Raw genomic sequence first — 22,410 nt, forward strand, 5'->3', positions numbered from 1 at the left:
CACGAGAGGGGACGGGGAGCGCAGCCGTGAGCCTGGACAAGACACTGATGGCGGTGCCCGACGGGCACCCCGACGTGTTCGACCGCGAATGGCCGCTGCGGGTCGGCGACATCGACCGGACCGGCCGCCTGCGGCTGGACGCCGCGGCCCGCCACATCCAGGACATCGGGCAGGACCAGCTGCGCGAGATGGGCTTCGAAGAGACCCATCCGCTGTGGATCGTCCGCCGCACCATGGTCGACCTGCTCCGCCCGATCGAGTTCCGGGACATGCTGCGCCTGCGCAGATGGTGTTCGGGCACCTCGAACCGGTGGTGTGAGATGCGGGTTCGCATCGACGGGCGCAAGGGCGGCCTGATCGAATCCGAAGCCTTCTGGATCAACATCAACCGGGAGACCCAGATGCCGGCCCGCATCGCCGACGACTTCTTGGCCGGCCTGCGCAAGACCACCTCGATCGACCGGCTGCGCTGGAAGGGCTATTTGAAGGCGGGCAGCCGCGATGACGCCGCCGAGATCCACGAATTCCCGGTGCGGGTGACCGACATCGACCTGTTCGATCACATGAACAACTCGGTGTACTGGAGCGTGGTCGAGGACTACCTGGCCTCCCACCCGGAGCTGCTGCGGGGGCCGTTGCGCACCACGATCGAGCACGAGGCCCCGGTCGCGCTGGGCGACAAGCTGGAGATCATTTCGCACGTCCACCCCGCCGGATCGACCGAGCAATTCGGCCCCGACCTGGCCGGTCGCACTGTTACAACGCTCACATACGCGGTCGGAGACGAGACGAAAGCGGTCGCGGCGCTCTTCTCTCTGTAGCGAACCGCCGGTACCGGCAATTTGCCCCGCTGACCTGCGAAAATATAGCTACCGACGGGTAGCTTCTGAAACGGTTCAGTCGCCCCGTAACCTTTGCAAGATTCGCAAAATCGCGCGGAGTCGTTGCCGAAATTGGCAAATGAAACGGGTGGACCTGCATCAACAGCTATGCCATGGTCGAGTTAGCACGCCAGTGAAGTTGAGCCTTAGCTACCGCCGCGAGGCGGGTGGCGGCACAGTCCAGCAACCCTCGTCAAGAGAAAACCGTATAAGGAGCAAGCCCAATGTCTGTCGTTGGCACCCCGAAGAGCGCCGAGCAGATCCAGCACGACTGGGACACCAACCCCCGCTGGAAGAACGTCACCCGGACCTACAGCGCCGAGGACGTCGTCGCGCTGCAGGGCACCGTCGTCGAGGAGCACACCCTGGCCCGCCGCGGCGCGGAGGTGTTGTGGGAGCAGCTGCACGACCTGGAGTGGGTCAACGCGCTCGGCGCGCTGACCGGCAACCAGGCCGTGCAGCAGGTGCGCGCCGGCCTGAAGGCCATCTACCTGTCGGGTTGGCAGGTCGCCGGTGACGCGAACCTGTCCGGCCAGACCTACCCCGACCAGAGCCTGTACCCGGCCAACTCGGTGCCCCAGGTGGTCCGCCGCATCAACAACGCGCTGCAGCGCGCCGACCAGATCGCCAAGGTCGAGGGCGACAAGTCGGTGGAGAACTGGCTGGCGCCGATCGTCGCCGACGCCGAGGCCGGCTTCGGTGGCGCCCTCAACGTGTTCGAGCTGCAGAAGCAGATGATCGCCGCGGGCGCGGCCGGCACGCACTGGGAGGACCAGCTGGCCTCGGAGAAGAAGTGCGGCCACCTCGGTGGCAAGGTGCTGATCCCGACCCAGCAGCACATCCGCACGCTGACCTCGGCCCGGCTGGCCGCCGACGTCTGCGGCGTGCCGACAGTCGTGATCGCCCGCACCGACGCCGAGGCGGCCACGCTGATCACGTCCGACGTCGACGAGCGCGACCGGCCGTTCATCACCGGCGAGCGCACCGTGGAGGGTTTCTACCGCACCAAGAACGGCATCGAGCCGTGCATCGCGCGGGCCAAGGCCTACGCCCCGTTCGCCGACCTGATCTGGATGGAGACCGGCACCCCGGACCTCGAGGTCGCTCGGAAGTTCTCCGAGGCGGTCAAGGACGCGTACCCCGACCAGATGCTGGCGTACAACTGCTCGCCGTCGTTCAACTGGCGCAAGCACCTCGACGACAGCACCATCGCGAAGTTCCAAAAGGAGCTTGCCGCAATGGGATTCAAGTTCCAGTTCATCACGCTGGCCGGCTTCCACGCGCTGAACTACTCCATGTTCGATCTGGCCTACGGCTACGCCCGCAACCAGATGAGCGCCTACGTCGAGCTGCAGGAGCGCGAGTTCGCCGCCGAGGAGCGGGGCTACACCGCCACCAAGCATCAGCGCGAGGTCGGCGCCGGTTACTTCGACCGGATCGCCACCACGGTGGACCCCAACTCGTCGACCACGGCGCTGACCGGTTCCACCGAAGAGGGCCAGTTCCACTAGATAGGGGCGGGCTCGCCCGCTTGAGTTAGTCTGCCGAGCAGACGCAGAGTCGCCGTTCTGGTGCCCAGTCGATGCGACTCTGCGTCTGCTCGCGCGTATAAGGAGGAACCACAGTGAGCGACGCAGCGATCCAGCGGGTAGGGGTTGTCGGGGCCGGGCAGATGGGCTCCGGCATCGCCGAGGTTTCCCTGCGCGCCGGTGTGGACGTGACGGTGTACGAGCCCACCGAGGCGCTGATCACCGCCGGACGCAACCGCATCGTGAAGTCGCTCGAGCGCGGCGTCAGCGCGGGCAAGGTCACCGAGCGCGAGCGCGACCGCGCGCTGAGCAAACTGACCCTCACCACCGACCTCAAGGACCTGGCCGACCGGCAGCTGGTGATCGAGGCCATCGTCGAGGACGAGGCCGTCAAGGCCGAGATCTTCGCCGAGCTGGACCGCGTTATCACCGACCGCGACGCGGTGCTCGCGTCGAACACGTCGAGCATCCCGATCATGAAGATCGCCGCGGCAACCAAGAACCCGCAGCGCGTGCTGGGGCTGCACTTCTTCAACCCGGTGCCGGTGCTGCCGCTGGTGGAGCTGGTCTGCACGCTGGTCACCGACGACGCCGCCGCGGCCCGCACCGAGGAATTCGCCGGCGCCGTGCTGGGCAAGCAGGTGGTGCGCTGCTCCGACCGGTCCGGCTTCGTGGTGAACGCGCTGCTGGTGCCCTACCTGCTGTCGGCGATCCGGATGGTCGAGGCCGGCTTCGCGAGCGTCGCCGACGTCGACAAGGCCGTGGTCGCCGGGCTATCGCACCCCATGGGCCCGCTGCGGCTGTCCGACCTGGTCGGGCTGGACACCCTCAAACTCATCGCGGACAAGATGTTCGAAGAATTCAAGGAGCCGCAATACGCTCCGCCGCCGCTGCTGCTGCGCATGGTCGAGGCCGGCCGGCTGGGCAAGAAATCGGGCCAGGGCTTCTACAGCTACTAAGGCCGCCCCGGCGGCCCGCTACTTGGCCAGGGTGAACTGGTTGACGTCGGTGTAGCCCTGCCGGAACAGCTTGGCGCAGCCGGTCAGGTACTTCATGTAGCGGTCGTAGACCTCCTCGGACTGGATGGCGATGGCCTTGTCCTTGTTGGCCTCGAGCGCGGCGGCCCAGGTGTCGAGTGTCCGCGCGTAGTGCAGTTGCAGGGACTGCACCCGGTTCACCTTGAAACCGGCGGCGACCGCGTGCTCCTCGACCGACGGAATGGTCGGCAGCCAGCCGCCGGGGAAGATCTCGGCGAGGATGAACTGGGTGAAGTGCACGATCTCGTGCGTCAGCACCATCCCGCGCGCCCGAGCCTCTTTGAAGGTCGGACGGCTGATGGTGTGCAGCAGCATCACCCCGTCACCCGGCAGCACCTCGTGGGCCATCTTGAAGAAGCGGCTGTAGCGCTGGCGGCCGAAGTGCTCGAAGGCGCCGATCGAGACGATCCGGTCGACGGGCTCGTCGAACTTCTCCCAGCCCTCCAGCAGCACGCGGCGGGCGCGGGGGGTGTCCATCTGCTCGAAGACCTTCTGGACATGTTCGGCCTGGTTCTCCGACAGCGTCAGGCCCACGACGTTGACGTCGTACTTCTCGATGGCGCGCCGCATGGTGGCGCCCCAGCCGCAGCCGATGTCGAGCAGCGTCATCCCCGGCTGCAGCCCCAGCTTGCCCAGCGCCAGGTCGATCTTGGCGATCTGCGCCTCCTGCAGCGTCATGTCGTCGCGCTCGAAGTAGGCGCAGCTGTAGGTCTGGGTGGGGTCCAGGAAAAGCCGGAAGAAGTCGTCGGAGAGATCGTAGTGCGCTTGCACGTTGCCAAAATGCGGCGTGAGCTGCACAGACATGAGAACGTAGGCCTTTCTGTATCTCCGGGGCCTGGGCGTCCTGGCAACCAGGAAAGCGGATTCACCCCCGATGCATTCCCTGCATGCTAGCCGTTAAGGCTGTGCAAGTCGCATTGCCGACGCCCGGCGCCACGTCACGCCCAGGTCACAAGATGCGCAACGCCGCGCCGACCGCGAGGCCGACGACCAGCAGCGCGCCGGCCTGCCGCACGTGCACCCAGGCCAGCGCGGCGTACCACAGCGGCCACACCGGAAACCCCGGCGGCGGCTCGTCGGGCCGGGGCCGGCGGAAATACGGCCACACCTTGGCCAGCCGGGGCAGCGCCAACCCGACGATCAGCGCGGGCCAGGGCATCGCGCCCGCCGCCACCGCGACCGCCACCAGCGCGTAAAAGCCCGCCATCATGGCCAGCGTGACCGTCCGGGCGCGCGCCTCGCCGAGCAGGACGGGCAGCGTCCGGATGCCCAAGGGCTCGTCGTAGCCGATCTTGTCGATGTGCTTGCCCATCAACACCGTCGTGCACAGCAGGCCGTACGGCAGCGACGCCAGCACGACGCCCCAGCCGACCGCGCCGAGAGCGGAGTAATAGGTGCCGCACACCATCAGCGGGCCCCAGACGACGAAGACGTCGGGTTCGCCGAGGCCGCGCTTCTTCAGCCGCAGCGGGGGCGCCGTGTAGGCGACGCTGAGGGCGAAGCCGCCGAGCGCGAAGGCGACCACCGGCCACCCGCGCGCCCACGTCAGCGTGACCAGGATCGCCAGGTCGGCGAGGTTCACCAGCAGGATCGCCAGGCCCAGCGTGCGGCGGCTGACCAGCCCGGACAGCACGGGATGCGGCGCGTACAGCGCGCGGGGGTACGTGGCGCTGTCGGTGCCGACCTGGGTGTCGTAGAGGTCGTTCATCAGGTTGTTCGCGATGTGCGCCAACGTGATTCCCGCGATGGCCAGCACCAGCCAGCGCCAGTCCAGCCCCGGTTTGCCGACCGCCAGCAGGGCGGCCACCAGCCCGGAGACCAGCGTCATCGGCAGCACGGCCGCGCGGGTCACCACGAGCCAGCGCGTCACGGCGTCCACGGGTCCGTCGGGCGGGGGATTGGTGGTGCGCAGCGCGTAGGCCCAGGACCGCAGCCGCGAGCCCACGCTCACCTCAGGCATGGGAGGGCCATTTCACGGCGCGCGCGGCGGCAGGATCGGCGAGGGATGCGGCTGGCCCCGGAACTTCTCGAGCGACCCACCCGCCTCGACGATCCCGCAGATCGCGCTCCAGCTCAGCATGGTCAGGTAGTCGATCAGGTCGTCGGCGCTCATCCGCGGATCGGAGATCCACGAGTGCGTGGCCAGTTGCACGCCGCCGACGATCATGTACGCCCAGGGTTCCACCCCGCCGGTGTCCATCCCGGCCTCCTGCATGCGGCGGCGCAGCATCATCGCGAGCATGCGGGCGATGATCCGCTCGGAGTCGGCGATCACCTTGCTCTTGGTCGGTGAGCTGTTGGCCATCACGAAGCGGTAGGGCTCGGGTTCCTCGGCCACCGTTTCGACGTAAACCCGGATGATCTCCCGGGTCAGGTCGAAGCCGTCCAGGTTGGACGACAGCGCCCCGGCCATGTTGGGAATCAACGTCGCCTGCGCGAACCGCATCAGCACCGCGGTGGTCAGGTCGTTCTTGTCGACGAAGTAGCGGTACAGCACGGTCTTGGACACGCCGATCTCGGCGGCGATCTCGTCCATGCTCAAAAAGCGGCCGTGCCGGCGAATCGCGACGATCGTGCCGTCAACCAGTTCGTTCCGGCGCTCCACCTTATGTCGGTGCCAGCGCCGCTTGCGGCCATCCGTCTTTACGGTCACAGCCGGGATTTCCTCTGCCACGCCTCGCCGCTTCCCACTCACATGACGCCCCCGATACTACGGCTTGCGGGTCGCCTTTTGGCGATAGGCCGGGTATCGGGGGCCGCTTTGAACAGGGAGAGTCACACTAATCGCCCTCCGCGATAGATGATGGTGGGGTGGCACACAGAGCCGCGCCTCCGGGCGCAACCCCGGGCCGGGAGTCGAGTGACCCGACAACCGGGGCGGCGCGGCGGGCCCACACCTCCTTCGCGGAGTCCTTCGCCGGGGCCGATCCGGAGGCCGACGCCGAGCGGCGGGTGGCGCTGCGCCGGATGAAGCTCGTCGCCATGAGCTTCCTGGTGGGGGCCACCGTCGTGTTTCTGGCCTGCCGCTGGGCGCAGGCCCACGCCGGCGCGCCCGCGTGGGTCGGCTACGTCGGCGCGGCCGCCGAGGCCGGCATGGTCGGCGCCCTGGCCGACTGGTTCGCCGTCACCGCGCTGTTCAAGCACCCGCTTGGGATCCCGATCCCGCACACCGCGATCATCAAGCGCAAAAAGGACCAGCTGGGGGAGGGCCTGGGCACCTTCGTGCGGGAGAACTTCCTGTCGCCGGCGGTGGTGGAGACCAAGCTGCGCGACGCGCAGGTGCCCAGCCGGCTGGGCAAGTGGCTCTCGGAATCCGCGCACGCCGAGCGGGTCGCGGGCGAGACCGCGACGGTGCTGCGGGTGCTGGTGGAGCTCCTGCGCGACGAGGACGTCCAGCAGGTGATCGACCGGATGATCGTGCGCCGCATCGCCGAACCGCAATGGGGGCCCCCGGTGGGCCGCGTGCTGTCGACCCTGCTGGCCGAAAACCGCCAGGAGGCCCTCATCCAGCTGCTGGCCGACCGGGCGTTTCAGTGGTCGCTGAACGCCGGCGAGGTCATCCAGCGGGTGGTCGAACGCGACTCGCCCAGCTGGTCGCCCCGGTTCATCGACCATCTCGTCGGCGACCGGATCCACCGCGAGCTGATGGACTTCACCGACAAGGTGCGCCGCAACCCCGACCACGAGTTGCGCCGGTCGGCGACCCGGTTCCTGTTCGAATTCGCCGACGACCTGCAGCACGACCCGGAGACCATCGCGCGCGCCGAGGCGGTCAAGGAACAACTGATGGCGCGCGACGAGATCGCCGGCGCCGCCGCGACGGCCTGGACGACGCTGAAGCGGCTGGTGCTCGAGGGCGTCGACGACCCGTCCAGCACGCTGCGCACGCGGATCGCCGACACGGTGGTCCGCATCGGGGAGTCGTTGCGCGACGACGCCGACCTGCGCGACAAGGTCGACAACTGGATCGTGCGGGCGGCCCAGCACCTGGTGTCGCAGTACGGGGTGGAGATCACCGCGATCATCACCGACACGATCGAGCGCTGGGACGCCGAGGAGGCCAGCCGCCGCATCGAGCTGCACGTGGGCCGCGACCTCCAGTTCATCCGCATCAACGGCACGGTCGTGGGCTCGCTGGCCGGCCTGGTGATCTACACGATCGCGCAGCTGTTCTTCTAGTAGTGCTAACAAGTGCTTGCATTTGCAAGCACTTGGCTTTAGTCTGGTGCCGTCAAGATCAAATTGTCGGACCCAGGAGCACCCAATGCCGTCGGAGGAGAAGCTCGCCGCCAAGGTGTCGACGGCGGCCTCGGACATGGCCTCCGACATCGGCAGCCTCATCCGCGACCTGCGTGAGAACGCGCAGGTGTCGCTGCGGCAGCTCGCCGAACGCTCCGGCGTCAGCAACCCCTATCTGAGCCAGGTCGAACGCGGGCTGCGCAAGCCGTCCGCCGACGTCCTGAACCAAATCGCCAAGGCGCTGCGGATATCCGCCGAGGTGCTCTACGTCCGGGCCGGGATCCTCGAGCCCAGCGACAAGAGCCAGGTCCGCGACGCGATCGTCACCGACACCGCGATCACCGAGCGCCAGAAACAAATCCTGCTCGACATCTACTCCTCGTTCACCCAGCAGAACGAATCCGCCGATGAGGGATCCCCGACCGAAGCCGAGTGACCGCATAGCCCGCCGGGGCTCATGGTTACCCGAAGGGAAGGGCCCGCCGAGGAGCCGCTCCTGCCCCATATCGACAGCAAAGAGTCAGTAACACCGATAACACCGATAACCAACAAATCACGAAAGGAAGCACCATGGCTGACAACCCCAACATCGACGAGCTGCGGGCCCCGCTGCTGGCGGCGCTGGGCGCGGCCGACCTCGCCCTGGCCACCGTCAACGACCTGGTCGCCAACCTGCGCGAGCGTGCCGAGGAGACCCGCACCGACACCCGCAGCCGCGTCGAGGGGAGCCGCGCCCGCCTGACCAAGCTGCAGGAGGACCTGCCCGAGCAGTTCACCGAGCTGCGCGGACGTTTCACCTCCGAGGAGCTGCGCAAGGCCGCCGAGGGTTACCTGGAGGCCGCGACCAGCCGGTACAACGAGCTGGTGGAGCGCGGCGAGGCGGCCCTGGAGCGGCTGCGCAGCCAGCGCCCCTTCGAGGACGCGTCGGCGCGCGCCGAGGGCTACGTGGACCAGGCCGTCGAGCTGACCCAAGAGGCGCTGGGCACCGTCGCGTCGCAGACCCGCGCGGTCGGCGAGCGCGCCGCCAAGCTGGTCGGCATCGACCTGCCGAAGAAGGCCGAGGCGGCCAAGAAGGCGCCCGCCAAGAAGGCCCCCGCCAAGAAGGCTCCGGCCAAGAAGGCCCCGGCCAAGAAGGCGGCGGCCAAGAAGGTCACCCAGAAGTAGTCCGGTGACCGACGGCTGAACCGGCTCCGGGTCGCCTCGCGGCGACTCGGAGTCGACGTTTTGGACGGTCCCCGCATAGTCTTAGGGCGTGCCTCATGTCGTCAACACCGTCATGTGGGTCCTGCTAGTCGCCGTTTTGGTGACTGCGGTGTACTCACTTGTGCACGCCGCGCTGCAGCGCCCCGACGCCTACACCGCCGCCGAGAAGCTGACCAAGCCGGTGTGGCTGTTGATACTGGCCGGTGCCGTAGCGCTGACGTCCGTCCTGTATCCCATTTTCGGCGTGCTGGGCATGGCCATGGCGGCCTGCGCCGCCGGCGTGTACCTGGTCGACGTGCGACCGAAACTGCTTGAGATCCAAGGGAAGTCGCGCTAGCGGGATGAAGTCCCTGCTGGCCGTCCCGGCCGCGCTGCTCGTCGCGCTGCCGGGTACGCCCGCCGCCTCGGCCGACCCGGGGGCCGGCGCGGCCAACCCGTCCGGCCCGTCGTACCCGCCGCCCTTCGTCGATCACGTCCAGTGGACGCGGTGGAACGGGCTTCCCAGCCTGCGGGTGTTCCCGACTCCGTCCGGGCGGCTGGCGTCGCGGCAGCCCGCGGCGGACGCCGCCGCCGACGAGGCCTGGGCCGAGGTGCTCGCGCAGGCGCCCGGGGCCGACACGCCCGGGATGCGGGCGCAGTTCGTGTGCCACTGGCAGTTCGCCGAACTGGCGCAGCCGGGCAAGTCCAGCTGGAACCTCGAACCGTGGCGGCCCGTCGTCGACGACGCCGAGATGGCCGCCACCGGATGCAATCCGGGCGCCCCGGAGGAAACGTTCTAGTGGCGAGCCGACTCGGCCGGGCGCAGCTGGCGGCGCTCGTCGACCACACCCTGCTCAAGCCCGAGGCCACCGCGGCCGACGTGGCCGCCCTGGTCGCCGAGGCCCGGGATCTGGGCGCCTACGCGGTGTGCGTGTCGCCGTCGATGGTGCCGGTCGCGGTGGCCGCCGGTGGCCCGCGGGTGGCGGCCGTGGCGGGCTTTCCGTCGGGCAAGCACCTGACGGCGATCAAGGCGCAGGAGGCCGCGGCGGCCGTGGCGTGCGGGGCCGCTGAAATCGACATGGTCATCGACGTCGGCGCCGCGCTGGACGGCGACGTCGACGCCGTGCGGGCCGACATCGCGGCGGTGCGGGCCGCCGTGGGCGACGCCGTGCTCAAGGTGATCGTCGAGTCGGCGGTGCTGCTGGGCAGCGGGGGCGATCGGGCGCTGGCCGACGTGTGCCGCGCCGCCGAGGACGCCGGCGCCGACTTCGTCAAGACCTCCACCGGGTTTCACCCCGCGGGCGGGGCGTCGGTGCGCGCGGTCGAGCTGATGGCCGAGACCGTCGGCGGCCGGCTGGGCGTCAAGGCCAGCGGCGGCATCCGCACCGCCGCGGACGCGCTCGCGATGGTGCAGGCGGGCGCCACGCGGCTCGGCCTGTCGGGCACCCGGGCAGTGCTCGACGGGCTCGGCCAGGACCGCTAGAAGCCGCTACGGGCCCCGCCCGTCACAGGTTGGCGAAGCAGGGGTCGTTGCTGTTGTCGTTGGGGATCGTGGCGTTCTGCGTCGAAAAGTGGGCGTTGACACCGGTGTCGGTGACCTGCACGCCGTCGGCGTGGATGCCCAGCGGGTAGTTCTTGGTGAAGTTGGCGGTGAAGTCGTTCAGGGTCGACTGCACCGACTCCTTGGGCATCGTGAAGCCGAGCGCGTTGAAGCTTTCGATCTGCAGCTCGAGCCCGTTGCCGGAGACCACCGGCTTGGCGGTGATGTTGTCCAGCATGCCTTTGAGCTCGACGGTGCCGTCGGCCGGATGGGTGGTCACGCTGTTGGTGACGAACGGGCCCAGAACGGGAATCGCGTTTTGCACCGACTGCTTGATGCCGTCAGTCGTCCAGGCGATGGTGGCGTCCAGGGACCCGATGGTGCCCTTCGAGTTGGCCGTCGACTGGAGCCGGACGTCCTTGATGTTGAGCGTGAGCTTCATGCCCTTGGCGTCGCGGATGTTGTTGCCGGCCGTCTGCACCGAGATGTTGGTGTAGTGCTTGGTCAGTTGCTGCCACAGCATCAGCGGCGTGACGCCGAAGGACGCGGTGGCCTGGTCCTTGACCTCGCAGGCCACCGCCTGGGCGACCTTGGAGTTGGCGACGTGGCGGGTGTACAGCTCGGCCCCGACCAAACCGCCGACGACGAGTGCCAGCACGATGACGCAGATCAGCGCGATCGAAAGCGGGTCGCGGAGGAAGCGTCGTTTCCTTTTCACCGGCGGTGGTTCTTCGTTCTGCGCGGCCAGCCGTTCGGTGGGGCCCGCGGGCGGGGTGGCCGGCGGCGGGTAGCTGGGCCGCCGGGCGCCGGCGTGGGGGGCGCTGAGCTGCTCGGTCTGCTGATGCTGAGGAGACGACGCGGGCGGCGGCGGAGTCCGGGCGGGTCCGCCGGTGTTGATGCGCTCGGTGGGACGCTCGGTGGGCGGCTGGCCGAAGGGGCCTTGGCCGCCGGGTCGGGCCCAGGTCGACGGGCCCTCGTTCGGTGGTCCCTGCGGCCCCTGTGGGTTGGTCACCCGACCGATTCTGCCCTATCCGCCTGAGCAAAGTCTGAGCGGTTACGCAGCACCGCGATGCTGTCGCGGGCCTCGGTCACCCTGGCCGGGTCGATGTCGGCGACGACGAGTTGCGGCCGGTCACCGGCCGAGGCCACCACCTCGCCCAGCGGCGAGACCACCAGGCTGCCGCCCACCCCGGTGGGCGCGCCCGGTGCGGAGCCGGGGCCGCTCAGGGCGTGTCCCGGGTCGGCCTGACCGGCGGCGGCGACGTAGCTCGTCGAGTCCAGCGCCCGGGCCCGGGCCAGCAGTGTCCACTGGTCGAGCTTGCCCGGCCCCGAACCCCAGGACGCGCAGACGGCGATCAGCTGGGCACCTCGCTGGGCGAGCTCGGTGTAGAGCGCCGGAAAGCGAATGTCGTAGCAAACGCTCAGCCCCACCCGAAGCTCGCCGACCGTGATCACCACGGGCTCCCGCCCGGGCGCGACGGTGCGCGATTCGGTGAAGCCGAACGCGTCGTAGAGGTGGATCTTGTCGTAGTGGGCGTCCGGGAGGCCGCCCGGCCCGGCCGCGATCAGCGTGTTGGTCACCCGGCCATCGCCCGCGGGGGTGAACATGCCGGCGATCACGGTGATGCCGGAGTCGGTCGCGATCCGGCGCACGCCGTCGGCCCACGGTCCGTCGATCGGCTCGGCGATCGGTGCCAGCGGGACGCCGAACCGGCACATGGTCGCCTCCGGGAACACCACCAACTCCGCGCCCGCCTCGGCGGCGCGCCCACTGTATTCGCGCACCAGCTGCAAATTGGCGGCGGGATCGGTACCGCTGAGGATCTGCGCCAGCGCGATTCGCATGGCGCCCAGCTTAGGCCCGGCGACGGTCAGGCGCGTTGCGCGATCCATTCGGCGGTCAGGCGCTGTTCGCGGCTGACCAGCTCGGCCAGGTGGGTGCCGATGAGCCGCTCCACCTTGCCGCCGATGAGCGGGACGCGCACCTGCACGGTGATCCGGAACGTGAGCCGGGCGCCGCCGGACCCGGCGATCGGTGCCAGCTCGGCCGCGCCCGTCACGCGCACGGGCGCGCCCACCACCGTGCCGACGATGTCGCCCGAGGCGACGCCGTCGACGACGGGACCCCATGTCTCGGTGCGCCGGACGCCGAAGTCGCCGGGGTGCAGCTGCTTGACCAGGGCGTGCAGGTTGTGACTTCGCACCACCTGCAGCGTGACCACCTCGACGGTGCCGCCGTCGCCGGGGCCGCCGGGGTCGCCGCCGATGCGCATCGACTCGACCCGCGCCTCGTCGACGGGAATGTCGGCCAGCCTGGCCTCCCAGTACCGCTCGTCGAGAAAAGCGCGATGTATTTCTTCGACGCTGTTTTGGAGGTCGGCCGACAACTCGAATGAATGCGGCATAGCTGGCCAGGCTACCGTTACGGGCCATGAAACCGAGCGGAGCCGGTTCGCTCTTCGCCGGTGCCGACGTTGCCGAAGCCGTGCCGCTCGCGCCGTTGACGACGTTACGGGTCGGTCCGGTGGCGCGACGCCTGATCACGTGCACCAGCACGGAGCAGGCGGTCGCGGTCGTACGGCGGCTGGACGCCGACACCGACGGTCCGGTCCTGGTGTTTGCTGGCGGGTCGAACCTGGTCATCTCCGACACCCTGACCGAGCTGACCGCCGTGCGGCTGGCAAACGACCGCGTCACCGTCGACGGCAACGTGGTGCGCGCCGAGGCGGGAGCGGTGTGGGACGACGTGGTGATGACCTCCATCGAGCACGGACTGGGCGGCCTGGAATGCCTGTCCGGCATCCCGGGGTCGGCCGGGGCCACCCCGGTGCAGAACGTGGGCGCCTACGGCGCCGAAGTCGCCGACACCATCACGCGGGTCCGGATGCTCGACCGCCGCAGCGGCGCCGTGAGCTGGGTCCCCGGTGACCGGCTGGGGTTCGGCTACCGCACCAGCGTGCTCAAGCAGGCCGGCCACTCGCACACTGAAATCCCTTGGGTCGTACTGGAAGTGGAGTTCGCGCTGGACGCCTCGGGCCGCAGCGCCCCGCTGCGCTACGGCGAGCTGACGGCCGCGCTGAACGCGACCAGCGGCGAGCGCGCCGACCCCGCCGCGGTCCGTGCGGCGGTGCTGGCGCTGCGGGCCCGCAAGGGCATGGTTCTCGACGCGGCCGACCACGACACCTGGAGCGTGGGTTCGTTTTTCACCAACCCGGTCGTCTCGCCCGACGCCTACGAGCGGCTGGCCGGTCGACTTGACGGACCGGTTCCGCACTACCCGGCGCCGGACGGGGTCAAGCTGGCCGCGGCCTGGCTGGTGGAACGGGCGGGCTTCGGCAAAGGCTATCCGGCGCCGGCCGCAAGCGGCGTGGAGGCGCCGTGCCGGCTGTCCACCAAGCACGCGCTCGCGTTGACCAACCGCGGAAAGGCGACCGCCGCCGACGTGATCGCGCTGGCCAGGACGGTGCGCGACGGGGTCCGGGATGTGTTTGGCATCACACTGCATCCCGAGCCGGTCCTGCTGGGGTGCAGGCTATAGCGGTTGTTTGCGCGAATTGGCACGCGGGGACGAATTGTCGTGGCGCCGTTGGGGTCTTTCCGCCCGGTATCTTTATGTGTCGTGAGCACATCCAGCCCCCCGCCGCCGCTGAACCGGCGCACGGCCCTGGCGGCCCTTGGGCTCGGCGTGTTCGCTCCCAACGTGCTGGCCGCGTGCGCCGGCACCGTGACCAAGCAGGCCGAGAAGAAAGAGCCGCCGGCGCCGCGCCTGAAGTTCGAGCCGGCCGATGCCGCCACCGACGTCGTTCCGATCTCGCCGATCAGCGTGCAGGTGAGCGACGGCTGGTTCCAGAAGGTGACGTTGACGAACTCGTCGGGCAAAGTCGTCGCCGGTTCGTTCAACGCCGATCGCACCGTCTACACCACCACGGAGCCGCTCGGCTACGACGCCACCTACACGTGGAGCGGTTCGGCCGTGGGCCACAACGGCAAGGCGGTTCCGGTGGCCGCGAAGTTCACCACCGTCTCGCCGACCAAGAAGATCGGCGGGGCCTTCCAGCTGGCCGACGGCCAGACCGTCGGCGTCGCGGCGCCGATCATCATCCAGTTCGACGCGCCGATCAGCGACAAGGCCTCCGTCGAGAAGGCGCTCACGGTCACCACCAACCCGCCCGTCGAGGGCAGCTGGGCGTGGCTGCCCGACGAACGGCAGGGCGCCCGGGTGCATTGGCGCCCCCGCGAGTACTACCCGGCGGGCACCACGGTCAACGTCGACGCCAAGCTCTACGGACGGCCGTTCGGCGACGGCGCCTACGGCGCCGACGACATCTCGTTGAACATCCAGATCGGGCGCCGCCAGGTGGTCAAGGCCGAGGTCTCCTCGCACCGCATCCAGGTCGTCACGGACGCCGGGGTGATCATGGACTTCCCGTGCAGCTACGGCGAGGCCGACAAGGCGCGCAACGTCACCCGCAACGGCATCCACGTGGTCACCGAGAAGTACGCCGACTTCTACATGTCCAACCCGGCGGCCGGCTACACCAACGCCCACGAACGCTGGGCGGTGCGGATCTCCAACAACGGCGAGTTCATCCACGCCAACCCGGCGAGCTCCGGCGCTCAGGGCAACAGCAACGTCACCAACGGCTGCATCAACCTGTCGACGGCCGACGCCGAGCAGTACTTCCACAGCGCGATCTACGGGGACCCGGTCGAGGTGACCGGGAGCTCGATCCAGCTGTCCTACTCCGACGGCGACATCTGGGACTGGGCGGTGGACTGGGACACCTGGGTGGCGATGTCGGCGCTGCCGCCCCCGACGTCGCACCCGCCGGCCAGCCAGATTCCGGTCACCGCGCCGGTGACGCCGTCGAACGCGCCGACCCTGTCGGGCACGCCGACCACGACGACGTCCAGCCCCGCGCCTAGCCCCGGCGGTTAAACCGTGACGCGCTGGCCTGGTCGCGCGGCTTCATCACGATCAGATCCAGGTCGACGTGGGACGGCCGCGAGGCCACGAACCCGATCACCTCGGCGACGTCGGCGGCCACCAGCGGGGTGATGCCGCTGTAGACGGCGTCGGCGCGCCGCTGATCGCCGTCGAAGCGAACCAGCGAGAACTCGGTCTCGACGGCCCCCGGCGCAATCTCGGTGAGCCGCACCGGTTTTCCCAGCAGCTCGCCGCGCAGCGTGCGGTGCAACGCTCCCTGGGCGTGTTTGGCCGCCGTATAGCCGGCCCCGCCGTCGTAGGTCTCCAGGGCGGCGACCGAGGTGACCGTGACGATCAAACCGTCCCCGGAGTCGATCAGCTTGGGCAGCAACGCGCGGGTGACGCGCAGCGTGCCCAGCACGTTGGTCTCCCACATCCATCGCCAGTGTTCGAGGTCGGCGTCGGCGACCGGCGCCAAACCGCGGGCGCCGCCGGCGTTGTTGACCAACACGTCGACCCGGCCGACGTTGCCGGCCAGCGCGACGACCGCTTGCTGGTCTGTGACGTCGGCCACAACGGCGGTGCCGCCGATCTCGTCGGCCAGCGCGCCGATCCGGTCTGCCCGCCGCGCGACGGCGACCACGTGAAAGCCTTGCGCTGCAAGGGTTTTCGCGGTCGCTTCGCCGATACCGGAACTGGCGCCCGTGACCACCGCGACGCGCCGGTCCCCCCCTTGCTGCGTTCATCGGAACAACTCTAATAAACGTGCTAAATTCTCGGGGTGCACCTTAGCGCCCTGTTCAACAACACCGCCGCGTGTCTTTGCGCGGCAAGTGCGTGTTGTTGCTGCGCACTTTGCCGCTCCTGACCTTTCAGGTGTGGCCGCAGCCGGCCAATAGGAACTCGGACAAAGGACGCTCGTGCGCTCGACAACTCTTACCCACAGCCATCGTTCCCCCATCCGCAAACCCCAGTTGCGGTTGCATCGCCAGATCCTGCCGTCGGCGCTGCACATCTCCGACACCGCGGCGGCGTCGGTCTTCCGCGCCGTGCGGTTGCGCGGCCCCGTCGGCCGTGACGTCATCGCCAACGTCACCTCGCTGAGCATCGCCACGGTCAACCGGCAGGTCATCGCGCTGCTCGACGCCGGCCTGCTGCGCGAGCGCGCCGACCTGGCCGTTTCCGGCGCCATCGGCCGCCCGCGGGTGCCGGTGGAGGTCAACCACGAGCCGTTCGTGACGCTGGGCATCCACATCGGCGCGCGCACCACCAGCATCGTGGCCACCGACCTGTTCGGCCGCACGCTGGACACCGTCGAGACCCCGACGCCGCTCAGCCCGGCCGGCCCCGCCCTGGCGTCACTGGCCGAGAGCGCCACCCGCTACCTGCGGCGCTGGCACCGGCGGCGCCCGCTATGGGTCGGGGTGGCGACCGGTGGCACCGTCGACGGCGCCACCGGCCACGTCGACCACCCGCGGCTGGGCTGGCGGCAGGCGCCGGTGGGTCCCGTGCTCGCCGACGCGCTGGGCCTGCCCGTGTCGGTGGCCTCGCACGTCGACGCCATGGCCGGCGCCGAGCTGCTGCTCGGGCTGCGGCGCTTCGCGCCGACCTCGCCGACCAGCCTGTACGTCTACGCCCGCGAGACCGTCGGCTACGCGCTGGTGATCGGGGGCCGGGTGCACTGCCCGGCCAGCGGCCCCGGCACCATCGCGGCCCTGCCGGCGCACTCCGAGCTGCTGGGCGGCACCGGCGAGCTGGAGTCCACCGTCAGCGACGAGGCCGTGCTGGCCGCCGCCCGCCGGCTGAAGATCCTTCCCGGCCTCGCCCCGGTCTCCCGCGCGGTCGGCTCCACCGCCGCGATCACCGACCTGCTGCGGGTGGCGCGGGCCGGCAACCCGGTGGCCCGGGAGCTGTTGGCCGAGCGGGGTCGCGTGCTCGGCGAGGCGGTCGCGTTGCTGCGCGACCTGCTCAACCCCGACGAGCTGGTGGTCGGCGGCCAGGCCTTCACCGAGTACCCCGAGGCGATGGAGCACGTCGAGGCCGCGTTCGCGGCCCGCTCGGTGCTGCCGGCGCGCGACATCCGCGTCACCGCCTTCGGCAACCGGGTGCAGGAGGCCGGCGCGGGCACGGTGTCGTTGGGCGGGCTGTACGCCGACCCGCTGGGCGCCATGCGGCGCGCCGGCGCGCTGGGCACCCGGCTGCGCGAGGTCGCCGACGAGTCGTCGGCCTAGCGGAACGCGACCCGCGCTGGGGCCGCCGCCCCGAGTCGTCCTGTAAAGATGATGGGGTGCGCCACGACGACGTCTTCCGGCTGAAGGATCCGCGCCGGGTTGCAGTGTTGGCGGTGCACACCTCACCGCTGGCCCAGCCGGGGACCGGCGACGCCGGCGGCATGAACGTCTACGTGCTGCAGACGGCGCTGCACCTGGCCCGGCGGGGCATCGAGGTGGAGATCTTCACCCGCGCCACCGCGTCGGCCGATCCGCCGGTGGCCCGCGTGGCGCCCGGGGTGCTGGTGCGCAACGTGGTGGCCGGGCCGTTCGAGGGGCTCGACAAGTACGACCTGCCCACCCAGCTATGCGCCTTCGCGGCCGCGGTGCTGCGCGCCGAGGCGGCGCACGAACCGGGCCACTACGACATCGTGCACTCGCACTACTGGCTGTCCGGGCAGGTTGGCTGGTTGGCCCGCGACCGCTGGGCGGTGCCGTTGGTGCACACCGCGCACACGCTCGCCGCGGTCAAGAACGCGGCCCTGGCCGACGGGGATGCCCCCGAGCCGCCGCTGCGCACGGTCGGCGAGCAGCAGGTCGTCGACGAGGCGGACCGGCTGATCGTCAACACCGATGACGAAGCGCGACAAATGATTTCGATTCATCATGCCGACCCCGCGCGCATCGACGTGGTGCATCCCGGCGTGGATCTGGACGTGTTCCGCCCCGGTGACCGGCGGGCCGCGCGGGCCGCGCTGGGGCTGCCGCTCGACCAGGACATGGTGGCGTTCGTCGGCCGCATCCAGCCGCTCAAGGCGCCCGACATCGTGCTGCGTGCGGCGGCGAAGCTGCCCGAGGTGCGCATCGTGGTGGCCGGCGGCCCGTCGGGCAGCGGCCTGGCCTCCCCCGACGGGCTGGTCCGCCTGGCCGAGGATTTGGGCATCAGCGAGCGGGTGACGTTCCTGCCGCCGCAGTCCCGCTCGGATTTGGCCACGCTGTTCCAGGCCGCCGATCTCGTTGCCGTGCCCAGTTATTCGGAGTCGTTCGGCCTGGTGGCCGTGGAGGCGCAGGCCTGCGGCACCCCCGTGGCGGCGGCCGCGGTGGGCGGCCTGCCGGTTGCGGTGCGCGACGGGGTCTCGGGCACCCTGGTGGCCGGCCACGACGTCGGGGACTGGGCCGACGCGCTCGATCGGCTGCTGCGGCTCGATCCGGCGCAGGCGGAGGCGATGAGCCGCGCCGCGGCCGTGCATGCGGCCACCTTCTCCTGGGAGAACACCACCGACGCGCTGCTGGCCAGCTACCGGCGCGCGATCGGCGACTTCACCGCCCTGCGCCAGCGCCGGTTCCGGGATCGCGCGTCGATGCGCACGCCGCGCCGCTGGACGCCGCGCCGCGGGGTGGGCGCATGACCGGCCCGGCGGTTCAGGACGTCATCGAGGACGCGCTGCGGGACAGCGGGCTGAACTACTCGGAGTTCAAGGGCGCACACGGCGGCCTGCCGGGCCTGGTGGTGGAACTGCCCGGGGAGCGCAAGCTCAAGACCAACACGATCCTGAGCATCGGCGAGCATTCGGTGCGCGTCGAGGCGTTCGTGTGCCGCAAGCCCGACGAGAACCACGAGGGCGTCTACCGCTTCCTGCTCAGGCGCAACCGCCGGCTCTACGGTGTCGCCTACACCCTCGACAACGTCGGCGACATCTACCTGGTGGGCCGGATGTCGCTGGCCTCGGTCAGCCACGACGAGATCGACCGGGTGCTCGGGCAGGTGCTCGAAGCGGTGGATTCCGACTTTAATACGTTGCTGGAGTTGGGTTTTCGCTCGTCGATCCAGAAGGAGTGGGAGTGGCGGGTGTCGCGCGGGGAGTCGCTGAAGAACCTGCAGGCGTTCGCGCATCTGATCGACGAAGACGACTCGGACTAGCTCGGCGAGCGTAACCGGGCTGCGATATCCGCCCGCCCGGGTTTCGCGGTGACGTTGCGCTCGGCGGGCCGCGGCGACCGCGTGAGAGACTGACGCGCATGGGAGACACTGCGACGCTGGTGCTGCTGCGCCACGGCGAGAGCGACTGGAACGCCCTGAACCTGTTCACCGGGTGGGTGGACGTCGGGCTGACCGAGAAGGGCCGGGCCGAGGCGGTTCGCAGCGGCGAGCTGATGGCCGAACACGGCGTGTTGCCCGACGTTCTCTACACCTCGCTGCTGCGGCGCGCGATCAGCACCGCCCACCTGGCGCTGGACACCGCCGACCGGCTGTGGATCCCGGTGCGGCGCAGCTGGCGGCTCAACGAGCGCCACTACGGCGCGCTGCAGGGCCTCAACAAGGCCGAGACCAAAAAGCGCTACGGCGAGGAGCAGTTCATGGCCTGGCGGCGCAGCTACGACACGCCGCCGCCGCCGATCGAGAAGGGCAGCAAATTCAGCCAGGACGCCGACCCCCGCTACGCCAACATCGGCGGCGGCCCGCTCACCGAATGCCTCGCCGACGTGGTGGTCCGCTTCCTGCCGTATTTCACCGACGTCGTCGTCCCCGACCTGCGGACCGGCAAGACCGTGCTGATCGTCGCCCACGGCAATTCGCTGCGCGCCCTGGTCAAGCACCTCGACGGCATGTCCGACGACGAGATCGTGGGCCTGAACATCCCGACCGGCATCCCGTTGCGCTACGACCTGGACGCCGACATGCGGCCGGTGCGTCCGGGCGGCACCTACCTGGACCCGGAGGCGGCCGCGGCCGGGGCGGCCGCGGTGGCCAGCCAGGGCCGCGGATAGGCCCCCGAGCGCGCTTCAAAGGCCAATTTGCCAAACATCACGTGAACGGCAGTGGAATACCTGTAGCGCAGGGTGTGACTTGTCCGATTTTGGCCGCGCTCCGCTAGGGCGCCGTTTCCGAAGATTTGTAGGATTCGCTATGTGACTGTGTTCTCGGCGCTGTTGCTGGCCGGGGTCTTGTCCGTGCTGGCGCTGGCCGCGGGCGTTGCGGTCGGGGTCCGACTGGCACCGCGGGCCGTGCAGCGCCGTCAGCAAGCGGCCAGCGACTGGACGGGAATCACCGTCGCGCAGATGCTGCAACGCATCGTCGCGCTGATGCCGCTGGGCGCCGCGGTGGTGGACTCGCACCGCGACGTCGTCTATCTGAACGACCGGGCCAAGGAACTGGGCCTGGTGCGCGATCGCCAGCTCGACGACCAGGCCTGGCAGGCGGCCCAGCAGGCGCTCACCGGCGTCGACGTCGAGTTCGACCTGCGGCCGGCTAAACGCGCGGCGGGGCGGTCCGGGCTGTCGGTGCACGGGCAGGCGCGGCTGCTGAGCGAAGAGGACCGCCGTTTCGCCGTGGTGTTCGTCCACGACCAGTCCGACTACGCGCGGATGGAGGCGACCAGGCGCGACTTCGTGGCCAATGTCAGCCACGAGCTCAAGACCCCCGTTGGCGCCATGGCGCTGCTCGCCGAGGCGCTGCTGGCCTCGGCCGACGACTCCGAGACGGTCCGCCGGTTCGCCGAAAAGGTCCTCGTCGAGGCCAACCGGTTGGGCGACATGGTCGCCGAACTGATCGAGCTGTCCCGGTTGCAGGGCGCCGAACGACTGCCCAATGTGGTCGATGTCGATGTGGATACCGTTGTCTCCGAAGCGATTTCACGGCACAAGGTGGCCGCCGACAACGCCGATATCGAGGTTCGCACCGACGCGCCCAGCGGCCTGCGGGTGCTGGGCGACGAGACGCTGCTGGTGACCGCGCTGGCCAACCTGGTTTCCAATGCGATCGCCTACTCGCCGCCCGGTTCGCCGGTGTCGATCAGCCGTCGTCGCCGGGGCGACAACGTCGAGATCGCCGTGACCGACCGCGGCATCGGCATCCCGCTGGAGGATCAGGAGCGCGTCTTCGAGCGCTTCTTCCGCGGCGACAAGGCGCGTTCGCGTGCCACGGGCGGTAGCGGCTTGGGACTCGCCATCGTCAAACACGTTGCGGCCAACCACAACGGCAGCATCGGCGTGTGGAGCAAGCCGGGAACCGGTTCGACGTTCACGTTGTCGATCCCGGCCTACAAGAACGGCGACGAGGAACCCGAGCAACCGCGGGGCCGTGAGGTGCGGCCCAACAGGTCACAACGAGAGGAAGAACTAAGTCGATGACCCGCGCTTACGACGACGCAGATCGTCGCGATGAACAGGAGTTGTGTTCATGACTAGTGTCTTGATTGTGGAGGACGAGGAGTCGCTGGCCGATCCGCTGGCATTCCTGTTGCGCAAGGAGGGGTTTGAGGCCACGGTGGTGACCGACGGCCCCGCGGCGCTGGCCGAGTTCGATCGCGCGGGCGCCGACATCGTGCTGCTCGACTTGATGCTGCCCGGCATGTCGGGCACCGACGTGTGCAAGCAGCTGCGCGCGCGTTCCAGCGTCCCGGTGATCATGGTGACCGCCCGCGACAGCGAGATCGACAAGGTGGTCGGCCTCGAGCTGGGCGCGGATGACTATGTGACCAAACCCTATTCGGCACGCGAGCTGATCGCCCGCATCCGCGCGGTGCTGCGCCGGGGCGGCGACGACGACTCGGAGATCAGCGACGGCGTACTCGAGTCGGGCCCGGTCCGCATGGACGTCGAACGCCACGTCGTGTCGGTCAACGGCGACACGATCACGTTGCCGCTCAAGGAATTCGACCTGCTCGAGTACCTGATGCGCAACAGCGGCCGGGTGCTGACCCGCGGGCAGCTGATCGACCGGGTGTGGGGCGCGGACTACGTCGGCGACACCAAGACCCTCGACGTCCACGTCAAGCGGCTGCGGTCCAAGATCGAGGCCGACCCGGCGAACCCGGTGCACCTGGTGACGGTGCGGGGGCTGGGCTACAAGCTGGAGGGCTAGC

Annotated in this window: 24 protein-coding genes; 17 read left to right on the forward strand and 7 right to left on the reverse strand. The window is 69.7% G+C overall.

Annotation, left to right across the window (positions count from 1 at the left end; all coding sequences use genetic code 11):
- The first annotated feature begins 26 nt into the window (after nucleotides 1-26).
- The 3 genes from AWC19_RS08070 (at nucleotide 27) to AWC19_RS08080 (ending at nucleotide 3,369) form a co-directional block, all read left to right on the forward strand.
- Nucleotides 27-821, forward strand: a complete 795-nt coding sequence (locus tag AWC19_RS08070; protein ID WP_085077539.1) for an acyl-[acyl-carrier-protein] thioesterase — start codon at nucleotides 27-29, stop codon at nucleotides 819-821.
- A 284-nt stretch (nucleotides 822-1,105) separates the two neighbouring features.
- Nucleotides 1,106-2,392: an isocitrate lyase gene (gene aceA / locus AWC19_RS08075; RefSeq protein ID WP_085077540.1), complete on the forward strand. Its 1,287-nt coding sequence runs from the start codon at nucleotides 1,106-1,108 to the stop codon at nucleotides 2,390-2,392.
- A gap of 113 nt (nucleotides 2,393-2,505) precedes the next feature.
- The gene (locus tag AWC19_RS08080) at nucleotides 2,506-3,369 is read left to right on the forward strand and encodes a 3-hydroxybutyryl-CoA dehydrogenase (protein WP_085077541.1); all 864 of its coding nucleotides are present in this window, start codon (nucleotides 2,506-2,508) and stop codon (nucleotides 3,367-3,369) included.
- Nucleotides 3,370-3,387: 18 nt separating this feature from the next.
- Here the strand turns inward: AWC19_RS08080 and pcaA are convergent, their stop codons facing one another.
- From pcaA to AWC19_RS08095, 3 genes are all read right to left on the reverse strand, one after another.
- Nucleotides 3,388-4,251: a cyclopropane mycolic acid synthase PcaA gene (gene pcaA, locus AWC19_RS08085; RefSeq protein ID WP_085077542.1), complete on the reverse strand. Its 864-nt coding sequence runs from the start codon at nucleotides 4,249-4,251 to the stop codon at nucleotides 3,388-3,390.
- A gap of 145 nt (nucleotides 4,252-4,396) precedes the next feature.
- Complete coding sequence (locus AWC19_RS08090) at nucleotides 4,397-5,407, reverse strand: prenyltransferase (protein WP_085077543.1); 1,011 nt, start codon at nucleotides 5,405-5,407, stop codon at nucleotides 4,397-4,399.
- Nucleotides 5,408-5,419: 12 nt separating this feature from the next.
- Entirely contained in the window at nucleotides 5,420-6,121 is a 702-nt protein-coding gene (locus AWC19_RS08095) for a TetR/AcrR family transcriptional regulator (RefSeq protein WP_085077544.1), read from the reverse strand.
- Between the two features lie 137 nt (nucleotides 6,122-6,258).
- On the opposite strand from AWC19_RS08095, the gene AWC19_RS08100 reads away from it, so the two are divergent.
- From AWC19_RS08100 to deoC, 6 genes are all read left to right on the forward strand, one after another.
- A complete protein-coding gene (locus AWC19_RS08100) occupies nucleotides 6,259-7,626 on the forward strand; it encodes a DUF445 domain-containing protein (RefSeq protein WP_085077545.1) in 1,368 nt (455 codons plus the stop codon).
- Between the two features lie 85 nt (nucleotides 7,627-7,711).
- Nucleotides 7,712-8,122, forward strand: a complete 411-nt coding sequence (locus AWC19_RS08105) for a helix-turn-helix domain-containing protein (protein ID WP_085077546.1) — start codon at nucleotides 7,712-7,714, stop codon at nucleotides 8,120-8,122.
- Nucleotides 8,123-8,256: 134 nt separating this feature from the next.
- Nucleotides 8,257-8,850 (forward strand): heparin-binding hemagglutinin HbhA, encoded by a 594-nt coding sequence (gene hbhA, locus AWC19_RS08110; RefSeq protein WP_085077547.1) that lies wholly within the window; start codon nucleotides 8,257-8,259, stop codon nucleotides 8,848-8,850.
- An 88-nt stretch (nucleotides 8,851-8,938) separates the two neighbouring features.
- Nucleotides 8,939-9,226 (forward strand): DUF2516 family protein, encoded by a 288-nt coding sequence (locus AWC19_RS08115; RefSeq protein ID WP_211284878.1) that lies wholly within the window; start codon nucleotides 8,939-8,941, stop codon nucleotides 9,224-9,226.
- Between the two features lie 4 nt (nucleotides 9,227-9,230).
- The gene (locus AWC19_RS08120) at nucleotides 9,231-9,668 is read left to right on the forward strand and encodes a DUF2599 domain-containing protein (RefSeq protein WP_085077548.1); all 438 of its coding nucleotides are present in this window, start codon (nucleotides 9,231-9,233) and stop codon (nucleotides 9,666-9,668) included.
- Nucleotides 9,635-10,351: a deoxyribose-phosphate aldolase gene (gene deoC, locus AWC19_RS08125; RefSeq protein ID WP_085077549.1), complete on the forward strand. Its 717-nt coding sequence runs from the start codon at nucleotides 9,635-9,637 to the stop codon at nucleotides 10,349-10,351. The genes AWC19_RS08120 and deoC overlap by 34 nt, the downstream gene beginning before the upstream one ends.
- A 22-nt stretch (nucleotides 10,352-10,373) precedes the next feature.
- On the opposite strand, the gene AWC19_RS08130 is transcribed toward deoC, so the two are convergent.
- From AWC19_RS08130 to AWC19_RS08140, 3 genes are read right to left on the reverse strand one after another with little or no spacing between them, the layout of a single operon-like run.
- Nucleotides 10,374-11,420: an LmeA family phospholipid-binding protein gene (locus AWC19_RS08130; protein ID WP_085077550.1), complete on the reverse strand. Its 1,047-nt coding sequence runs from the start codon at nucleotides 11,418-11,420 to the stop codon at nucleotides 10,374-10,376.
- Nucleotides 11,417-12,253: a carbon-nitrogen hydrolase family protein gene (locus tag AWC19_RS08135; RefSeq protein ID WP_085077595.1), complete on the reverse strand. Its 837-nt coding sequence runs from the start codon at nucleotides 12,251-12,253 to the stop codon at nucleotides 11,417-11,419. Before AWC19_RS08135 ends, AWC19_RS08130 begins: the two co-directional genes overlap by 4 nt.
- Before the next feature lie 26 nt (nucleotides 12,254-12,279).
- Nucleotides 12,280-12,813, reverse strand: a complete 534-nt coding sequence (locus AWC19_RS08140) for a DUF2505 domain-containing protein (protein ID WP_085077551.1) — start codon at nucleotides 12,811-12,813, stop codon at nucleotides 12,280-12,282.
- Between the two features lie 26 nt (nucleotides 12,814-12,839).
- Between AWC19_RS08140 and AWC19_RS08145 the strand changes: the two genes are divergently transcribed.
- Together AWC19_RS08145 and AWC19_RS08150 are read left to right on the forward strand one after the other, a co-directional pair.
- Nucleotides 12,840-13,946 carry a UDP-N-acetylmuramate dehydrogenase gene (locus AWC19_RS08145; protein ID WP_085077552.1) on the forward strand — a complete coding sequence of 369 codons (1,107 nt, stop codon included), beginning with the start codon at nucleotides 12,840-12,842 and terminating at the stop codon, nucleotides 13,944-13,946.
- Between the two features lie 39 nt (nucleotides 13,947-13,985).
- Nucleotides 13,986-15,347: a L,D-transpeptidase gene (locus AWC19_RS08150; RefSeq protein ID WP_372508568.1), complete on the forward strand. Its 1,362-nt coding sequence runs from the start codon at nucleotides 13,986-13,988 to the stop codon at nucleotides 15,345-15,347.
- Here the strand turns inward: AWC19_RS08150 and AWC19_RS08155 are convergent.
- A complete protein-coding gene (locus AWC19_RS08155; protein WP_085077553.1) occupies nucleotides 15,331-16,047 on the reverse strand; it encodes an SDR family NAD(P)-dependent oxidoreductase in 717 nt (238 codons plus the stop codon). The two genes, AWC19_RS08150 and AWC19_RS08155, sit on opposite strands and share 17 nt — an antisense overlap.
- Nucleotides 16,048-16,255: 208 nt before the next feature.
- Between AWC19_RS08155 and AWC19_RS08165 the strand changes: the two genes are divergently transcribed.
- The 6 genes from AWC19_RS08165 to regX all read left to right on the forward strand — a co-directional run bounded on the left by AWC19_RS08165 (nucleotide 16,256) and on the right by regX (nucleotide 22,409).
- Nucleotides 16,256-17,566: an ROK family protein gene (locus AWC19_RS08165; RefSeq protein WP_085077554.1), complete on the forward strand. Its 1,311-nt coding sequence runs from the start codon at nucleotides 16,256-16,258 to the stop codon at nucleotides 17,564-17,566.
- Between the two features lie 56 nt (nucleotides 17,567-17,622).
- Complete coding sequence (mshA, locus tag AWC19_RS08170; protein WP_085077555.1) at nucleotides 17,623-18,954, forward strand: D-inositol-3-phosphate glycosyltransferase; 1,332 nt, start codon at nucleotides 17,623-17,625, stop codon at nucleotides 18,952-18,954.
- Complete coding sequence (locus tag AWC19_RS08175) at nucleotides 18,951-19,466, forward strand: type III secretion system chaperone family protein (RefSeq protein WP_085077556.1); 516 nt, start codon at nucleotides 18,951-18,953, stop codon at nucleotides 19,464-19,466. Before mshA ends, AWC19_RS08175 begins: the two co-directional genes overlap by 4 nt.
- A gap of 98 nt (nucleotides 19,467-19,564) precedes the next feature.
- A complete protein-coding gene (locus tag AWC19_RS08180; protein WP_085077557.1) occupies nucleotides 19,565-20,314 on the forward strand; it encodes a phosphoglyceromutase in 750 nt (249 codons plus the stop codon).
- Nucleotides 20,315-20,455: 141 nt separating this feature from the next.
- Nucleotides 20,456-21,676, forward strand: coding sequence for a sensor histidine kinase (locus AWC19_RS08185; protein WP_142281069.1), 1,221 nt, complete (start codon nucleotides 20,456-20,458; stop codon nucleotides 21,674-21,676).
- 49 nt (nucleotides 21,677-21,725) lie between these two features.
- Nucleotides 21,726-22,409 (forward strand): two-component sensory transduction protein RegX, encoded by a 684-nt coding sequence (regX, locus tag AWC19_RS08190; RefSeq protein WP_085077597.1) that lies wholly within the window; start codon nucleotides 21,726-21,728, stop codon nucleotides 22,407-22,409.
- Nucleotide 22,410: the final 1 nt, after the last annotated feature.

It is taken from the genome of Mycobacterium palustre (assembly GCF_002101785.1).
Lineage (GTDB): Bacteria > Actinomycetota > Actinomycetes > Mycobacteriales > Mycobacteriaceae > Mycobacterium > Mycobacterium palustre.